Genomic DNA, 14,693 nt, shown 5'->3' with positions numbered 1-14,693 from the left:
AAGCGCTTTTTTCATGCACACTGTAACCTGCGCGCCGGGCACCATTGCGAGTAGCGCTTGGGTTACGGTGTGGTTGGCAGCCTGTTGCCGCCATTGGTTTGGCGGGTTTTATTTTAAGTAAGTTGACGTTTAGGAAAGGGATCATGACCTCGCAACAGAGAAGTATTTCTCGTTTGATTGCTCAGGCCGGACAAATGCTGCTGGCTCATGGAGCGGAAAGTACCCTGGTTGGGGATATTATGCGCCGCATCGGGCTGGCGTGTGGCATGAGCGAGGTGGAAGTCTCGTTATCAGCCAGTTCACTGGTGGTTACCACAGTACAACAGGGCCACTGTATTACCACGACCCGCCGCTGCGCGGATCGCGGAATTAACATGCGGGCAGTGACGGAGATCCAGCGCATCTGCATTATGATCGAGCGTGGCTTGCTGGATCATAACATGGCACAAAAAAAGCTGAATCAGATCAGCCCAGAGCGTTACAACCGCTGGGTGGTGGTCGTGATGATCGGTTTGTCGTGTGCGGCATTCAGCCGCCTGGCCGGTGGTGACTGGACCGTGTTTGCCATCACCTTTATTGCCTCTGCGGTCGGTATGACAGTACGTCAGGAGATCGGCCATCGTCATTTCAATCCGCTGCTTAACTTTGCTGCGACCGCTTTTGTCACTTCAGTGATTTCCGCCCAGGCGGTGAACTTTCAGCTCGGCAATAACCCGACTCTGGTGATGGCATCTTCTGTGCTGATGCTGGTGCCGGGTTTCCCGCTGATCAATTCGGTGGCAGATATGCTTAAGGGGTACATCGATATCGGTATTGCCCGTTTTGTGATGGCCAGTCTGCTGACGCTGTCGACCTGTCTTGGCATTATAGCCGCGATGAGTATTACCGGAATCTGGGGGTGGTAAGATGAACTGGCAACTGTTACTTGGACTGATTAACGATATGTTTTTTGCCGCCATTCCAGCCGTCGGCTTTGCGCTGGTGTTTAACGTACCGGTACGGGCACTCAAATATTGCGCGCTGGGCGGAGCGATAGGGCATGGCTCACGCTTTATCATGATGCATTTTGGCATTCCGATTGAATGGGCGACATTTTTCGCCGCTACTATCGTGGGTATGATTGGCGTGCACTGGTCGCACAAATTTCTTGCGCACCCGAAAGTGTTTACTGTTGCGGCCCTGATCCCTATGGTGCCGGGCGTATTTGCGTACCGGGCGATGATCGCCATGGTGGAGATCAACCATCTCGGCTTTAATCCGGAGCTGCTGGAAACCCTGCTTGAGAACTTTCTTAAAGCGATGTTCATCATTGCCGGCCTTGCGGTTGGTCTTGCTGTGCCGGGGCTGTTATTCTATCGCCGCAAGCCGATTGTTTAACAGGAAGAAATTGATGATCATCAGTATGATTGCCGCGATGGCAAGCGACAGAGTTATAGGTAAAGACAATGAGATGCCGTGGCATCTTCCCGCTGATTTTGTCTGGTTTAAACGTTGTACTATGGGTAAGCCGGTCGTGATGGGGCGTAAGACTTACGCATCAATCGGTCGCCCGCTGCCGGGTCGGCAGAACATTGTTATCAGCCGCGATCCTGAACTGAAGATTGACGGCGTGGATGTGGTGACTTCAATTGCCGCTGCGCTGGAGCTGGCCGGCAGTGCCGAAGAAGTCATGATCATTGGTGGCGGTAGTATTTACCAGGCGTGTCTGCCCCAGGCCGATAAGCTTTATCTGACATACATTGCTGCAGAGCTCGATGGTGATACCCGTTTCCCGCAATGGGGCAACGACTGGACAGAAACTCATCGTGAGCACTACCGTGCCGATGAAAAAAACCAGTACGATATGGATTTTGTTGTGCTTGAGAAAATCTAGAGTCCAAATCCTGCGGCACCGGAAACAGGCCGTAAGCACTAAAAAACTCGTCGTTATGACGAGTTTTTATTTGCTACCGCAAGGTTGCTGCAGGTCAGTACTGCAACGCCTCAACTGCAAAATAACGTTTATCTTCCCAGCGCAGCATAGTCAGAGTTCCGCCCCAGACACAGCCGGTATCCAGGCCGATGATTTGCTTGCTGCGATAGCCTTCCAGCGCTGCCCAGTGGCCGAATAATACGGTTTTATTCAGTGCGACCCGCTGTTTGAGCTCAAACCATGGCAGCAGCTTTTTACGGCTGACCTGATCCGGCGGTAACTTGCATTTCATATCCAGTTTGCCGTCGGGATGGCAGAAGCGCATCCGGGTGTAACTGTTGATGATATAGCGGTAGCGGTCGATACCTTTTAAATCCGCGCTCCACTGATCCGGCATATTGCTGTACATGTTTTCAATCAGCCACAACCAGCGCTCACCGCTGAGCAGGGCGCTGATTTCCTCCGCTGCCGCTCTGGCAGTCGCTAGATCCCACATCGGTGAAATGCCGGCGTGGGCAACGACAAACTCATCATGTTCCTGCAGCAGCGGCTGACGACGTAGCCATTGCAGCAGCTCAGGCCCGTCCGGTGCGGCGAAAATCGGCTCGGTCTTGTCTTTCTTTTTGACCGGGTGGATACCGTTGGCGACTGCCAACAGGTGCAAATCGTGATTCCCCAGTACGACTTTAGCGGCCGTGCCGAGATCGCGGATAAAACGCAATGTTTCGAGCGATTTTGGCCCGCGCGCCACCAGGTCACCGGCGACCCATAAGGTATCCTGCTCGGCAGAGAACTGGGCTTGTTGCAGCAGCAGCTGTAATTCATCCAGGCAGCCCTGGATATCACCGACAATATAATTGGCCACGCCGTATCCTTTAATTCAGTACATGAGGGACGGCAAGCCGGAATGGCTCAATTTCCGCGATAAACTGTTTACCCTCTTCATCGTGCATGATGTAGTGGCCCTGCATCACGCCGACCGGAGTCTCCAGAGCTGTACCGCTGCTGTAGGTATATTCATCATGACCGGGGATAAACGGCTGTTCGCCGACCACACCATCGCCTTCGACTGTCATCTGTTTGCCGTTGGCATCGGTAATCAACCAGCGGCGACTGATCAACTGCACGGTTTGGTTACTGAGATTCTTTATCGTGATCAAATAGGCGAAAACATAGCGCTGTTGTTCCGGGGTGGATTGCTCAGGTATGTATTTGGTATGAACCTGTACCTTAATACAGGGCGTGGCAGTATCCATAAAAACTCCTTTTCCGAATCGCTGTGTCGACATTACCGCAGGATATGGAAGATGACCACCGTTACGCAAACATAACCTGACAAGATGCGCTCATAAAGGCATACCGGACACGAAACAACGAAAGGGAACAAATTACTCAAGCGGGCAAGAATGCAAAAAAGGATGACCGTTAGGGTCATCCTTTCTGTTTATGCCTGTTGGCCGTGGTTGGCGTCAAGCCAGTTGGCCATGGCAACGAATTGCTGCAGGGTCAGGTTTTCCGGACGCATGGTCGGGTTGACACCCAGCTCTTCCAGTACTTCCAGTTCCAGCAGACCTTTGTAGCAGTTACGTACCGTTTTACGGCGCTGGTTAAAGCCTTCACGTACCACGCGGTCCAGCCACTTCAGGCTGGTCGTCGGGTGTGGCAGAACCTCGTAAGGCACCAGGCGGACTACGGCTGAGTCGACTTTCGGTGGCGGCACAAATGCAGTCGGCGGCACTTCCAGTACTGGAACCACTTTGCAGTAGTATTGCGCCATCACGGTCAGCCGACCGTAAGCCTTGCTGCCCGGACCTGCTGCCAGGCGGTTAACCACCTCTTTTTGCAGCATAAAGTGCATGTCCTGCACATCTTTATGATATTCAAACAGGTGGAACATCAACGGGGTAGAGATGTTGTACGGCAGGTTACCAAAAATGCGCAGCTTGTTACCCGGCTTCACCAGTTGGGTAAAATCAAAGCGCATTGCATCGCCTTCGTGGATGGTCAGCTTGTCAGCCAGATCCGGATGGTTGCGCAGGCGCTCAGCCAGGTCACGGTCAAGCTCAATCACGGTGAACTTATCCACTTCACGGCCGACCGGCTCGGTGATGGCACCCAGACCAGGACCGATCTCAACCAGGTTTTGTCCCGGACGAGGGTTAATGGCTGATACGATGCCATCAATGATGTATGGATCGTTCAGAAAGTTCTGACCAAAACGTTTACGCGCTTTGTGTCCTAAATGGACATCGTTTCTCATAGTGTTCTCAATATTCTTCTACTGTCGTCAAGAAGCCTTCTTCTTGTCTACTAATTCAATCGCTTGCGCAAGGGCTGTTCTGAAGCTGCCGACGTCTGCGCTGCCTGTACCTGCCAGGTCAAGCGCCGTACCGTGGTCAACCGAAGTCCGAATAAACGGCAGGCCGAGGGTAATGTTTACCGAGCGGCCAAAGCCTTTGTATTTCAGTACCGGCAGCACCTGATCGTGGTACATGCCCAGAACAGCATCTGCATGCTGCAAATATTTTTCGCTGAAGATGGTATCGGCCGGTAACGGACCGATCAGATTGATACCATCCTGCTGACGCAATTTTTCCAGGGTTGGTGTGATGGTGTCGATCTCTTCATGACCCAGTACACCATCTTCCCCGGCATGCGGATTGAGGCCGCAAACATAAATGTTCGGCTGCTCAATCGCAAATTTCTCGACCAAATCCTTGTGGAGAATATGAATGATCTTTTCCAGGCGCTCACTGGTTACCGCTTTAGACACATAAGCCAATGGAATATGGGTCGTGACCAGTGCAACCCGCAGCCCTTCTGTTGCCAGCATCATCACCACCAGAGGGGTATTGGACTGCTCAGCAAAGAACTCGGTGTGGCCGCTGAATGCAACGCCAGCCCGGTTGATCACCCCTTTATGCACGGGGCCGGTGACAATAGCATCAAATTCATCATTCATACAGCCTGCAGCGGCTCTTTCTAGCGTATTTAATACGTAGCGGCCGTTGGCTTCATTGAGCTGACCGGCAACCACAGGTTTGCTGATCGCGATGTGATCCACTACCAGAGTGCCGGCACGCTGCGCAGAGGCCGGTGCTGCAGCATCGTAGTCTAATAAGGTGACATCAAGGCCGAGCAGTTTGGCGCGTTCAGCCAGCACCGATTTGTCGGCACACACCACCAGTTGATGCGACCAGTCTTCCTGCGACAGTGCCAACACCAGATCCGGGCCAATGCCCGCCGGTTCTCCGGCGGTGACGACGATGCGTTTAATTGTCATCTTCGTTGTCCTTGAGTACTTCAACGAAAGCACCGGCACGCAGCTCCTGCAGCCAGGCGCTGGCTTCTTCATTGAACTTACGGTTGAACAGAATTCGGTACGCTTTGTTTTTCAGTGCAGAGTCGGTACGGTCAACTTCGCGGCGATCCATCACTTCGACAATATGCCAGCCGTGCACGGTTTTAAATGGCTTACTGATTTGCCCCACTGGCAGGGTTTCTACCTGGTGTTTAAATTCCGGTACATACAGGTCAGGGGTCTGATAACCCAGTTCACCATTTTGAGCCGCTGAACCCGGATCCTGGCTGTACTGACGTGCCAGTTCAGCAAAGGTCGCTTCACCGTTGTTAATGCGGCGAATGAAGTCATTGAGCTGCTTCTGAGCGCCTTCATCACTGAGGATAATAGTCGGCTTAATCAGGATATGGCGGGCATTGACTTCAGTCACGGCCACGGTCTCCAGACCTTTGACATCATCAATTTTGAGGATGTGGAAACCGACACCGCTGCGGAACGGACCAATAATAGTGCCTTTGTTCTGCATTTTAATCTGGTCAGCGAAGATGGTTGGCATCTCTTCTTTGCGCATCCAGCCCCAGTCACCGCCTTCGAGCGCTTTCGGGCCCTTTGAGTAGGTGCTGGCCATTTTACTGAAGTCAGCGCCATCGTTCAGCTCCTGGACCAGTTTCTTGGCCTGAGCTTCGACATCAGCTTTATCCTGCCCGTCATTGAAGCGTAGCTGGATGTGGCTGATTTTGTACTGCACAGTGGCATTGGTTTCCTGGGCCAGAATCTCGGCCAGGGTATCGACTTCGGCCGGCAGAATGTTGATGCGGCGGCGCACCAGTGCATTACGCGCTTCACTGGCGGACATCTCTTTCCGGATCTGTTCGCGGAATTCGGCGTAGGTCAGGCCTTGTTCTGCCACAGCCGCGCGCAGCTGCTCAGGAGTCTGTTTGTTATCCCGTGCGATATCGTTGATGGCCTGATTAAGGCGTTCATCATCGATGCGTACCCCGATCCGATCCGCTTCCTGCTGTTGCAGGGTATCAATGATCAGTTTTTCCACCACCTGCTCACGCAGCACATCCTGCGCCGGCAGTGAACGACCGTTTTGTTTGGCATTGGCCTGAACGGTCAGCATGGCGGCATCCACATCACTTTGTAAAATAACGCCGTCATTGACGACGACAGCGACGCGGTCCATTTCAACCGGCTGTGCCTGCGCAGTACCGATAGTAAGTAGCCCGACAAGCGTCAGTAGGGTGTGTTTCCACAATTTCATTACATGTCCTATCTATTGCAAAGGCCTGCCTTGGGCAGGCCTGTCTGTTCGTGACTCAGAGACTCAGTTATTCAGGAAGAACGGACGACCGTAGCCCAGAGAGTTATCACTGCTGCTCAGCAGATCAGAGTCGGAACCAACACTGGTACCAAAGCCGATAATGCCGATATTGAAGCTGAAGTTGTTCTCATAATCAGGATCGCCAAAGTTGTCATAACCGTCGCTAAGGGTCTGGTTCCAGCCCTTAAGCTGGTTGCTGTAGTTGAAACCCATGTACCAGCAGTCAGAGGTATAGCGGAAGCCCGCCAGCCACTCCAGCGCCTGATCTGTGGTCAGATCATAGAAGTACTGGCCGCTGAAGCTCCATTTGCGTGACAGCTGGTAGCTGGCCAGCAGACCGGCCTGAGAAATACCGTCTTCAGTAATGTTGGAGACATCAAAGTCCACGGTTTCCTGAATGTACTCTTTTGGCACATAACGGTAGTTGGTCTGGATGAAACCACCATCAAAACGGTATTCCAGCGTACTGTTGGCGAGCTGCATGGAGCTGGTATCGACGTCATACTGCACGCCGCCGTGGTAAAACAGGAAGTCATCGTAGTTGAAATCCATTTCCACTGCCCAGGCCGAGTAGTTCGACTCCGTCTCTTCATCCGATGCTGTGGAGCGGACTTTCAAATCTTTGTCGATATAGAAAATCTGACCGAACGAGATATTGAGGCGCTCTTTATACGCATCGTCGAAGAAACGGGTGGAAGCGCCGTAGCTTAGCTGGTTCGCCGCGGCGACACGGTCGATGTTGCTGTATTTGCGGCTGCGGAACAGACCGTAGTAGTCGGTTTGCAGCAGGGTGGTGTCATACAGGGCGATATTGCTCTGGTCTTTTTTAGGTACATACAGATATTGGATCTGTGGTTCCAGGGTCTGGGTGTAGCTGTCAAAGATCTTGGTATTTCGTTCCAGCACGATACCGGCGTGAGTGCGGAATTCAGGAATGACGCGGGTCACGCTCTCTTCCAGATCGCGGTTATCGGAGTCGGTCATATCGACGTCGTCCAGATCTTGCTGGTAGTAAGTGCCCAGTACGCGCGCTTCTGTGGTCCAGGTGCCCCAGGTGGTGGCAATCGGGATTTGCATGCCTGGTTCGATATGTACCCGGGTCGCAGAAGGACGGCCGTTGGCATCGGTCTCAAAACGCGAAATATGCGATTTAAAGTCCAGATCCATGTAACGCAGAGCCTGAGGTGAATAGTAGTTAAACGCCAGTTGCGGCATCAGACGATAAGGCTGCTGGGTGCTGTTGTTATCATCCAGCAGCAGCTGGAATTGGCGTACCCGGATGGCGCTGTCCCAGTTCTGGCTGCGGTAGGCAACTTCACCTTCCTGAATCAGCTGACCGTCTTCACGGTTACCGATCGACGAGCTCAGATCAGAGAAGTAGTTAATATCGCTGACTTTGGAGTAATCGAAATCGAATTTCCATGACTGGTCATAAATGCCGCTGTGCTGATACTGGAATGCCCAGCGCTTACCCAGATCCGGGTTCAGATCATCATCCGGCAAAAACTCAGATTTGAGGCTGCCCTGACCAAAATCAGTCAGGTAGCGGAAGATACTGTTGAGCTGAGTACCACGCTTGTCCATATAGTGCAGGGTGGTTTCCAGATCGTACTGCGGTGCCAGGTTCCAGTAGAATGGTACTTCCAGTTCGAAACCATCGCGCGAACCGTAAGAAACGGTCGGATACAGGAAACCAGTTTTACGGGTATCACCAATCGGCACGGTCAGGTACGGGAAGTAAAACACCGGCACGTCGAGCACTTCCAGACGCGGGTTATAGAAGGTGGCCTGTTCCTCATCCTGGTCGACATGAATCCCCGAGGCTCTCAGGCGCCAGGCATTGTCATCTTCCGGACAGGAGGTAATCGAGCCATCTTCAATCTCGTATACCGCTTTACCTGTCTTGGAGATATAGGCTGCATTACCACGGCCTGGCTCACACAGGAATTTGTATTCCGTGTTCTCCAGTGTCATCTGATCATTGGTCAGATCATTGGTGGCTTTATCTGAGCGCGCTCTGACCTGGCCGTCACTGAAATTCACATTACCTTCAGCCACCACCAGGTTCTCTTTCTGGTGCAGGGTCACATTGTCAGCCTGAATCTGCTTATTACCCTGAATGACAACAACATGGCCGGAGTAGGTGGCGCGATCGCCATTAATTGCTTCTAGCTTATCCGCTTCGACATTGATAGGCTGTTGGGCGGAATTCTCTGCTGCTGGTTTATCCACCAGGCATTGATCGATAGTGGGCAGTTCCTGCACACTGTCATCCACCGTAGCGTCTGCTTGAGTCTGAGGCGCAAAGAGCGCGGCGCTAATCGAAGCGGCTAAAAACGTGCGGGAAAAACGTGACATCGAATTGTACTATCCTGTTGAAATTGTTTAAGTCCGATATTGGGAGATGATACACCCAAGCACCTGTATGTAAATTCATCCTGAACCTGGCTGTGACACAGCCGATGAGATGACTTGGGTATAATAAAAACCGTTCCTTATCATAAAGGAATTTCACGCTCCCGGCACTATCAGACCACGGCACACCTAAAAAATTCATAGATTGAGAGCACATAATGCATATTTTTGGCAAAATTCTTGGCGCTTTCTTCGGCCTCCTGTTTGGCGGTCCGCTAGGCGCAATCTTTGGCCTGTTTATTGGGCATCAGTTTGATAAAGCCCGTCGTATGAGCCGTGCCGGCTTCAGTTCCGGCGGGTTTGGTTCCGGTCCGAGCCAGGCGGAACGGCAGGAAGAATTCTTTAAAGCGGCCTTTGCTGTGATGGGCCATGTGGCCAAAGCGAAAGGCCAGGTCACCAAACAAGAGATTCAACTGGCCAGTGTCATGATGGATCGCATGAACCTGCATGGCGACCAGCGCCGTGCCGCGCAGGACGCGTTTCGTGACGGTAAAGATGCCGATTTCCCGCTTGACCGGGTACTGGAAAAAGTACGCATTTCGTCCGGCGGTCGTTTTGACCTGCTGCAGTTTTTCCTCGAGTTGCAAATCTCAGCCGCTTTTGCCGACGGCGATCTGCATCCGAGTGAGCGCGATGTGCTGCACCGTGTTGCTCAGATATTAGGTTTTTCGGCTGACCAGCTAGAGCGTCGCCTGCGCATGCAGGAAGCGGCGTTTCGTTTCCAGCAAGGTGGCGCTGGTGGACAGGGGCAACAACACTACTCAGGCGGCCAGTGGCAGCAAACGTCAAGCCGCGACCGTCTGGCCGATGCGTATTCGGTACTCGGGGTGGATGAAAACTCCGACGCGAAAGAAATCAAGCGCGCTTACCGTAAACTGATGAACGAGCATCATCCGGATAAACTGATGGCCAAAGGCCTGCCGCCGGAGATGATGAACGTCGCCAAAGAGAAATCGCAGGAAATCCAGCATGCCTATGACTTGATCAAAAAGGAAAAAGGCATCAAGTAATCTGAGCGTGCTCAAGCACAAGGCAAGCTGCGGCTTGCCTTTTTTACCTGTGCAGTTTGCCGGCTGGTCAGTCTGTCAGGGTGGGGGCCAGAAAAGCAAAAACCCAGTCCGAAGCTAGGTTTTCTAAAAGTGGCTCTCGCTGTCAGGACTTGTACGGGCCGACCTTCGGTTGCGACATATCTACCGTTCACAAATGAAGAATTTTCCATATACCAGAAAAGCAAAAACCCAGTCCGAAGACTGGGTTTTCTAAAGTGGTTCACGCTGTCAGGACTTGTACGGGCCAGCCTACTGGTTGCGACATATTCATCGTTCACAAAGAAATGGAATTTTCGCACAGTTTTTTTGGACCAGAAAAGCAAAAACCCAGTCCGAAGACTGGGTTTTCTAAAGTGGCTCCCCCTGCAAGACTTGAACTTGCGACATACGGATTAACAGTCCGCCGTTCTACCGACTGAACTAAGGGGGAATTATTTGTTGTTCACTGTTTTGCTATTGTCAAAACAATGGTGCCGACTACCGGAATCGAACTGGTGACCTACTGATTACAAGTCAGTTGCTCTACCTACTGAGCTAAGTCGGCCTTTTCAATCAGCTATTAAAGCTCATTGAGGAAAAGTGGCTCCCCCTGCAAGACTTGAACTTGCGACATACGGATTAACAGTCCGCCGTTCTACCGACTGAACTAAGGGGGAACAGATTTTTAAGACTCAAGGTCTTGTAAAGAATGGTGCCGACTACCGGAATCGAACTGGTGACCTACTGATTACAAGTCAGTTGCTCTACCTACTGAGCTAAGTCGGCACACCGAATCTTTATGTTTTGTTGCATGCTCGTGATGTACACCAACATTCTAAAATATGGTGCCTCGAGGCGGAATCGAACCACCGACACGAGGATTTTCAATCCTCTGCTCTACCGACTGAGCTATCGAGGCAACGGGGTGTATTAAACGAGTTTTCCGATTTCCCGTCAACAGTAAAATGCAAAAAAAATATCGTTTGTTGTTTTTCTATACTTAATGGCCTGTTTTTATCCATCAGAAGCTACTATTTGCCCAGATCCCGCGCCCTAAAAGCTGTTGCGCCAGGGAGACAGGCGAGGGCGCTGGCTTGTTAGCTGCCAGATAGTTAGTTCGGAATGGGTGTTTTTTCGGCAAAGCGGATCAACCTAAACGGCAGCTTCACGCTGCGTGGCTATCTTTTGCACTGAATACTACGGCTGTTGGTGAGTATACGGGGCGCTATCCGTTACCGGGCAGGAGCGGTTAATGTCTAATACGGCACTGTTGATTGCGCACAAAAGCAAAAAAACAGTCCGAAGCTAGGTTTGTAAAGAAATTAGGTTTTCTAAAAGTGGCTTCCGCTGTCAGGACTTGTACGGGCCAGCCTACTGGTTGTGACATATTCATCGTTCACAAAGAAATGGAATTTTCGCACAGTTTTTTTGGACCAGAAAAGCAAAAACCCAGTCCGAAGACTGGGTTTTGTAAAGTGGCTCCCCCTGCAAGACTTGAACTTGCGACATACGGATTAACAGTCCGCCGTTCTACCGACTGAACTAAGGGGGAATTATTTGTGTACTCTTTGCAGAGTAAAGCACCAAATAATGGTGCCTCGAGGCGGAATAACGGGCCCGCCCAGGGCACTGACCGATGATTTTCAACTTAACCTTACAAGGTTAGTGAGCACCGGAAATAATATGGTGCCTCGAGGCGGAATCGAACCACCGACACGAGGATTTTCAATCCTCTGCTCTACCGACTGAGCTATCGAGGCAAAAGAATGGTGCCGACTACCGGAATCGAACTGGTGACCTACTGATTACAAGTCAGTTGCTCTACCTACTGAGCTAAGTCGGCGCACTGTATTCTTTTACTGCTGCTGGTGACCTGCACCAACAACATTTAAATTGTGGTGCCCGGAGGCGGAATCGAACCACCGACACGAGGATTTTCAATCCTCTGCTCTACCGACTGAGCTATCCGGGCAACGGAGCGCTATTAAACGGATTTTCCCTCCAGTCGTCAACCTGTTTTTCTAAAAAAAATTAAAAAATCGCTTAAGCGCCGCTATTTTAAGCAAGGTGGTGGTTTTTACTGCAAATGCATCACTTTTTCTTTGCCAGCGTTAACTTTTTCTCAGCCAGCGTTAAATTGTTTCTTAAATTGGGTCACTTTCTCCAGATAGCGGCGCGACTCTGCGTTCGGGTGTTTTTTGGTCAAAGCCCAGTAAACCTGATTCGGTTTGAGTGAATTGAGGTCATTCATCGCCCGCTGCCGGTTGCGGTCGAAGGTGTTGAGTACCCCGCCGGTGCCACCGTTATAGGCTGAAATCATGCTGTACTCGAGTGAGACCGGGTTGCGCACATCGCGCAGATAGCGGGTTTTGAGAATGTGAAAGTAGGCCGTTCCGGTATCAATATTGTTCTCCGGATTAAACAGATATTCGGGGGACGGCTGGCCGGAGCGGTTCTTGACCAGCTTAAACACATCGCGCCCGGCGGTTTTTGGCACTACCTGCATCAGTCCGTAGGCGTTGGCCCAGCTCACCGCATAAGGGTTGAAACTGCTCTCGGTTTTGATGATGGCGTAAATCAAATCTTCCGGAATGTCATATTTGCGCGCCGCACGCTGGACAATACTGGCGTACTGGTAACTGCGGATCTCGACCTGATCTTCGACCATAGGGATCTCGACATAATAGGCTTGTTTAAAGTCGACCTGTTTAACTTTAAGGTGATGAGCAATCAGGTAATCCGCGTAGCGGTTGGCGCGCCAGCTCCACTGAATTGGCTTGTGTTCCTGATCGACCACCTGACGATACAGAAAAGGCTGCCCTTTTAATTCAATATTTTGTGATGAGAATAAGTCGACATGGGCCGGATCATCCGGAGTGAGCAGGGTGGTGACTATGGCTTTCTTGAGGTGACCTTTAGGATCGGTCGGCGAGATGGTTTCGACCAGGATCTGACCGTCGTTGAAGTTAACTTCGGCCCGGCTCAGGTAGTCATCGATGTATTTGACATAGTTACGCTTACCGGCAATCTTGATTTCGCGGCTGCCCCAGCGTTTTTCGATATTGCCGGAGAAACTGTTGATCAGCGCATCGAGGGCCGCGGTGTCTTTGACAAACTGGCCCGGCAGCTGCGCCAGATTGGTGGCAAAGCGGTTAGTAGGCTCGTAATCGACATCGTACAAGCTCTCGACAAATTCCCGGCTGCAGCCTGCCAACAGCATGGCCGTCAGGCAATAAACTAGCTTTCTCATTTGCTCCCCGAACGTGATTGAGACGGTTAAAAACAAAAATGACACCAGAGCGGAAGGCTGTGATGTCATTGTTTTTCATAGAAATGGTCTCGAATTACTCGCTTGGTGGCGTGTAACCTTCGATATGAACTTCCTGACCTTCAAACAGGAAGTTCACCATTTCCTGCTCGAGCAGTTTACGGTGCTCAGGATCCATCATGTTGAGCTTCTTCTCGTTGATCAACATGGTTTGCTTAGATTGCCATTGCGCCCAGGCTTCTTTCGAAATGTTATCGAAAATACGTTTGCCCAGTTCACCCGGATACAGCTGAAAATCCAGACCATCCGCTTCTTTTTGTAGTCGAGCACAAAATACAGTGCGGCTCATAACGACTTCCTCTTTAATTTTTTATGCATGAATTTCAAATGGAAGACTTTGCAGCAGCTGCTTTACAGGGGCAGCTAAGCCGATTTCTTCAGGTTGGTTTAAGTTATACCAAAGACCTTTGTCCGCTTCCATGATGATGTCGGGTTTGGCGGATAATTCCAGCAAAACCGGAGTAATATCGAGGTGATAATGGCTGAATGTGTGGCGAAAAGCGATTAAAGTCTTTTTCGCTACTACCAGCTTATCAGCAATACTGCGCTGATCCAGAGCGTGTTCAATCGCGGCATCGGCCGTTTCCGGAAAGCAGAACAGGCCGCCCCAGATCCCGCTTTGCGGCCGTTGCTCCAGCCACACGTCTTCACCGTGATGCAGCATGACAAACCAGGTTTCTTTGACCGGTTTGTCTTTCTTCGGCTTTTTGCCCGGATAGTCGAGCGGGTTGCCTTGCTGGTATGCGCTGCAGAACTCCATCACCGGACACAGGCTGCATTTGGGTTTGGAACGGGTACAGATCATCGCGCCCATATCCATCATCGCCTGATTGTATTTGTCGACATCGGTGGCCGGAGTGTGCTGCTCGGCATGTTGCCACAACTGATTCTCAACTTTCTTTTGCCCCGGCCAGCCTTCGACCGCAAAACTGCGTGCCAGGGTACGCTTGACGTTACCATCTAAGATAGCGTGCGGCTGTTTGTACACCGAAGACAAAATCGCGGCAGCAGTCGAACGGCCGATGCCGGGCAGGGCATTGAGCTGCTCAATGTCGGTCGGAAACTCACCGCCGTACTCGGTGGCGACAATCTTGGCGGCTTTGTGCAGATTACGCGCGCGGGCGTAATAGCCAAGGCCGGTCCAGTGATGCAGCACCTCATCCTGCTCGGCTGCGGCCAGCGCAGTCACGGTCGGGAAGCGCTGCATAAAGCGCTGGTAGTAAGGGATCACGGTAGCAACCTGAGTCTGTTGCAGCATAATTTCCGACAGCCAGACGCTGTATGCGGTTTTGTTGTGTTGCCACGGCAGGTTTTTACGCCCGTAAGCGTCATACCAGGTAAGAATAGCCTTAGCGAAAGGAGTCACGACTTGCTCTGTATTA

Annotated in this window: 13 protein-coding genes and 9 tRNA genes; 4 read left to right on the top strand and 18 right to left on the bottom strand. The window is 51.5% G+C overall.

Annotated features, from left to right (window positions below; translation table 11 throughout):
• Window positions 1-143: 143 nt before the first annotated feature.
• Genes E6C74_RS18805 through folA form a run of 3 tightly spaced genes read left to right on the top strand, consistent with a single transcriptional unit; the run spans window position 144 to window position 1,873 of the window.
• A complete protein-coding gene (locus tag E6C74_RS18805) occupies window positions 144-905 on the top strand; it encodes a threonine/serine exporter family protein (RefSeq protein WP_136487584.1) in 762 nt (253 codons plus the stop codon).
• A gap of 1 nt (window position 906) precedes the next feature.
• A complete protein-coding gene (locus E6C74_RS18800) occupies window positions 907-1,377 on the top strand; it encodes a threonine/serine exporter family protein (protein WP_136487583.1) in 471 nt (156 codons plus the stop codon).
• 13 nt (window positions 1,378-1,390) lie between these two features.
• Entirely contained in the window at window positions 1,391-1,873 is a 483-nt protein-coding gene (gene folA, locus E6C74_RS18795) for a type 3 dihydrofolate reductase (protein ID WP_136487582.1), read from the top strand.
• Window positions 1,874-1,967: 94 nt separating this feature from the next.
• On the opposite strand, the gene apaH is transcribed toward folA, so the two are convergent.
• The 6 genes from apaH to lptD all read right to left on the bottom strand — a co-directional run bounded on the left by apaH (window position 1,968) and on the right by lptD (window position 8,898).
• On the bottom strand, window positions 1,968-2,777 hold the full coding sequence (gene apaH / locus E6C74_RS18790; RefSeq protein WP_136487581.1) for a bis(5'-nucleosyl)-tetraphosphatase (symmetrical) ApaH: 810 nt from the start codon (window positions 2,775-2,777) through the stop codon (window positions 1,968-1,970).
• A 10-nt stretch (window positions 2,778-2,787) separates the two neighbouring features.
• Entirely contained in the window at window positions 2,788-3,168 is a 381-nt protein-coding gene (gene apaG / locus E6C74_RS18785) for a Co2+/Mg2+ efflux protein ApaG (RefSeq protein ID WP_136487580.1), read from the bottom strand.
• Window positions 3,169-3,356: 188 nt separating this feature from the next.
• On the bottom strand, window positions 3,357-4,172 hold the full coding sequence (gene rsmA, locus E6C74_RS18780; RefSeq protein ID WP_136487579.1) for a 16S rRNA (adenine(1518)-N(6)/adenine(1519)-N(6))-dimethyltransferase RsmA: 816 nt from the start codon (window positions 4,170-4,172) through the stop codon (window positions 3,357-3,359).
• Between the two features lie 27 nt (window positions 4,173-4,199).
• Complete coding sequence (gene pdxA, locus E6C74_RS18775) at window positions 4,200-5,195, bottom strand: 4-hydroxythreonine-4-phosphate dehydrogenase PdxA (protein WP_136487578.1); 996 nt, start codon at window positions 5,193-5,195, stop codon at window positions 4,200-4,202.
• Window positions 5,185-6,480, bottom strand: a complete 1,296-nt coding sequence (gene surA, locus E6C74_RS18770; protein ID WP_136487577.1) for a peptidylprolyl isomerase SurA — start codon at window positions 6,478-6,480, stop codon at window positions 5,185-5,187. Before surA ends, pdxA begins: the two co-directional genes overlap by 11 nt.
• A 63-nt stretch (window positions 6,481-6,543) precedes the next feature.
• Window positions 6,544-8,898, bottom strand: coding sequence for an LPS assembly protein LptD (gene lptD, locus E6C74_RS18765; RefSeq protein WP_136487576.1), 2,355 nt, complete (start codon window positions 8,896-8,898; stop codon window positions 6,544-6,546).
• A 215-nt stretch (window positions 8,899-9,113) separates the two neighbouring features.
• On the opposite strand from lptD, the gene djlA reads away from it, so the two are divergent.
• Window positions 9,114-9,965 (top strand): co-chaperone DjlA, encoded by an 852-nt coding sequence (gene djlA / locus E6C74_RS18760; RefSeq protein WP_136487575.1) that lies wholly within the window; start codon window positions 9,114-9,116, stop codon window positions 9,963-9,965.
• Window positions 9,966-10,358: 393 nt separating this feature from the next.
• Here the strand turns inward: djlA and E6C74_RS18755 are convergent.
• From E6C74_RS18755 to mutY, 12 genes are all read right to left on the bottom strand, one after another.
• Window positions 10,359-10,434 (bottom strand) — tRNA-Asn (locus E6C74_RS18755).
• Window positions 10,435-10,472: 38 nt separating this feature from the next.
• A tRNA-Thr gene (locus E6C74_RS18750) sits at window positions 10,473-10,548 on the bottom strand.
• Window positions 10,549-10,584: 36 nt separating this feature from the next.
• Window positions 10,585-10,660: transfer RNA gene (locus tag E6C74_RS18745), tRNA-Asn, on the bottom strand.
• Window positions 10,661-10,693: 33 nt separating this feature from the next.
• Window positions 10,694-10,769: transfer RNA gene (locus E6C74_RS18740), tRNA-Thr, on the bottom strand.
• Window positions 10,770-10,826: 57 nt separating this feature from the next.
• Window positions 10,827-10,902: transfer RNA gene (locus E6C74_RS18735), tRNA-Phe, on the bottom strand.
• A gap of 557 nt (window positions 10,903-11,459) precedes the next feature.
• Window positions 11,460-11,535: transfer RNA gene (locus tag E6C74_RS18730), tRNA-Asn, on the bottom strand.
• Window positions 11,536-11,667: 132 nt separating this feature from the next.
• Window positions 11,668-11,743 (bottom strand) — tRNA-Phe (locus E6C74_RS18725).
• A gap of 7 nt (window positions 11,744-11,750) precedes the next feature.
• Window positions 11,751-11,826: transfer RNA gene (locus E6C74_RS18720), tRNA-Thr, on the bottom strand.
• Window positions 11,827-11,879: 53 nt separating this feature from the next.
• A tRNA-Phe gene (locus E6C74_RS18715) sits at window positions 11,880-11,955 on the bottom strand.
• A gap of 150 nt (window positions 11,956-12,105) precedes the next feature.
• Window positions 12,106-13,233, bottom strand: coding sequence for a membrane-bound lytic murein transglycosylase MltC (gene mltC, locus E6C74_RS18710; protein ID WP_136487574.1), 1,128 nt, complete (start codon window positions 13,231-13,233; stop codon window positions 12,106-12,108).
• A 94-nt stretch (window positions 13,234-13,327) separates the two neighbouring features.
• Window positions 13,328-13,600, bottom strand: a complete 273-nt coding sequence (locus tag E6C74_RS18705) for an oxidative damage protection protein (RefSeq protein WP_136487573.1) — start codon at window positions 13,598-13,600, stop codon at window positions 13,328-13,330.
• A 21-nt stretch (window positions 13,601-13,621) separates the two neighbouring features.
• Window positions 13,622-14,677 (bottom strand): A/G-specific adenine glycosylase, encoded by a 1,056-nt coding sequence (gene mutY, locus E6C74_RS18700; RefSeq protein ID WP_136487572.1) that lies wholly within the window; start codon window positions 14,675-14,677, stop codon window positions 13,622-13,624.
• Between the last annotated feature and the right edge of the window lie 16 nt (window positions 14,678-14,693).

This window comes from Vibrio sp. H11, from assembly GCF_004804295.1.
Classification (GTDB): domain Bacteria; phylum Pseudomonadota; class Gammaproteobacteria; order Enterobacterales; family Vibrionaceae; genus Vibrio; species Vibrio ostreae.
This window is presented reverse-complemented; position numbering and strand designations above follow the sequence as displayed.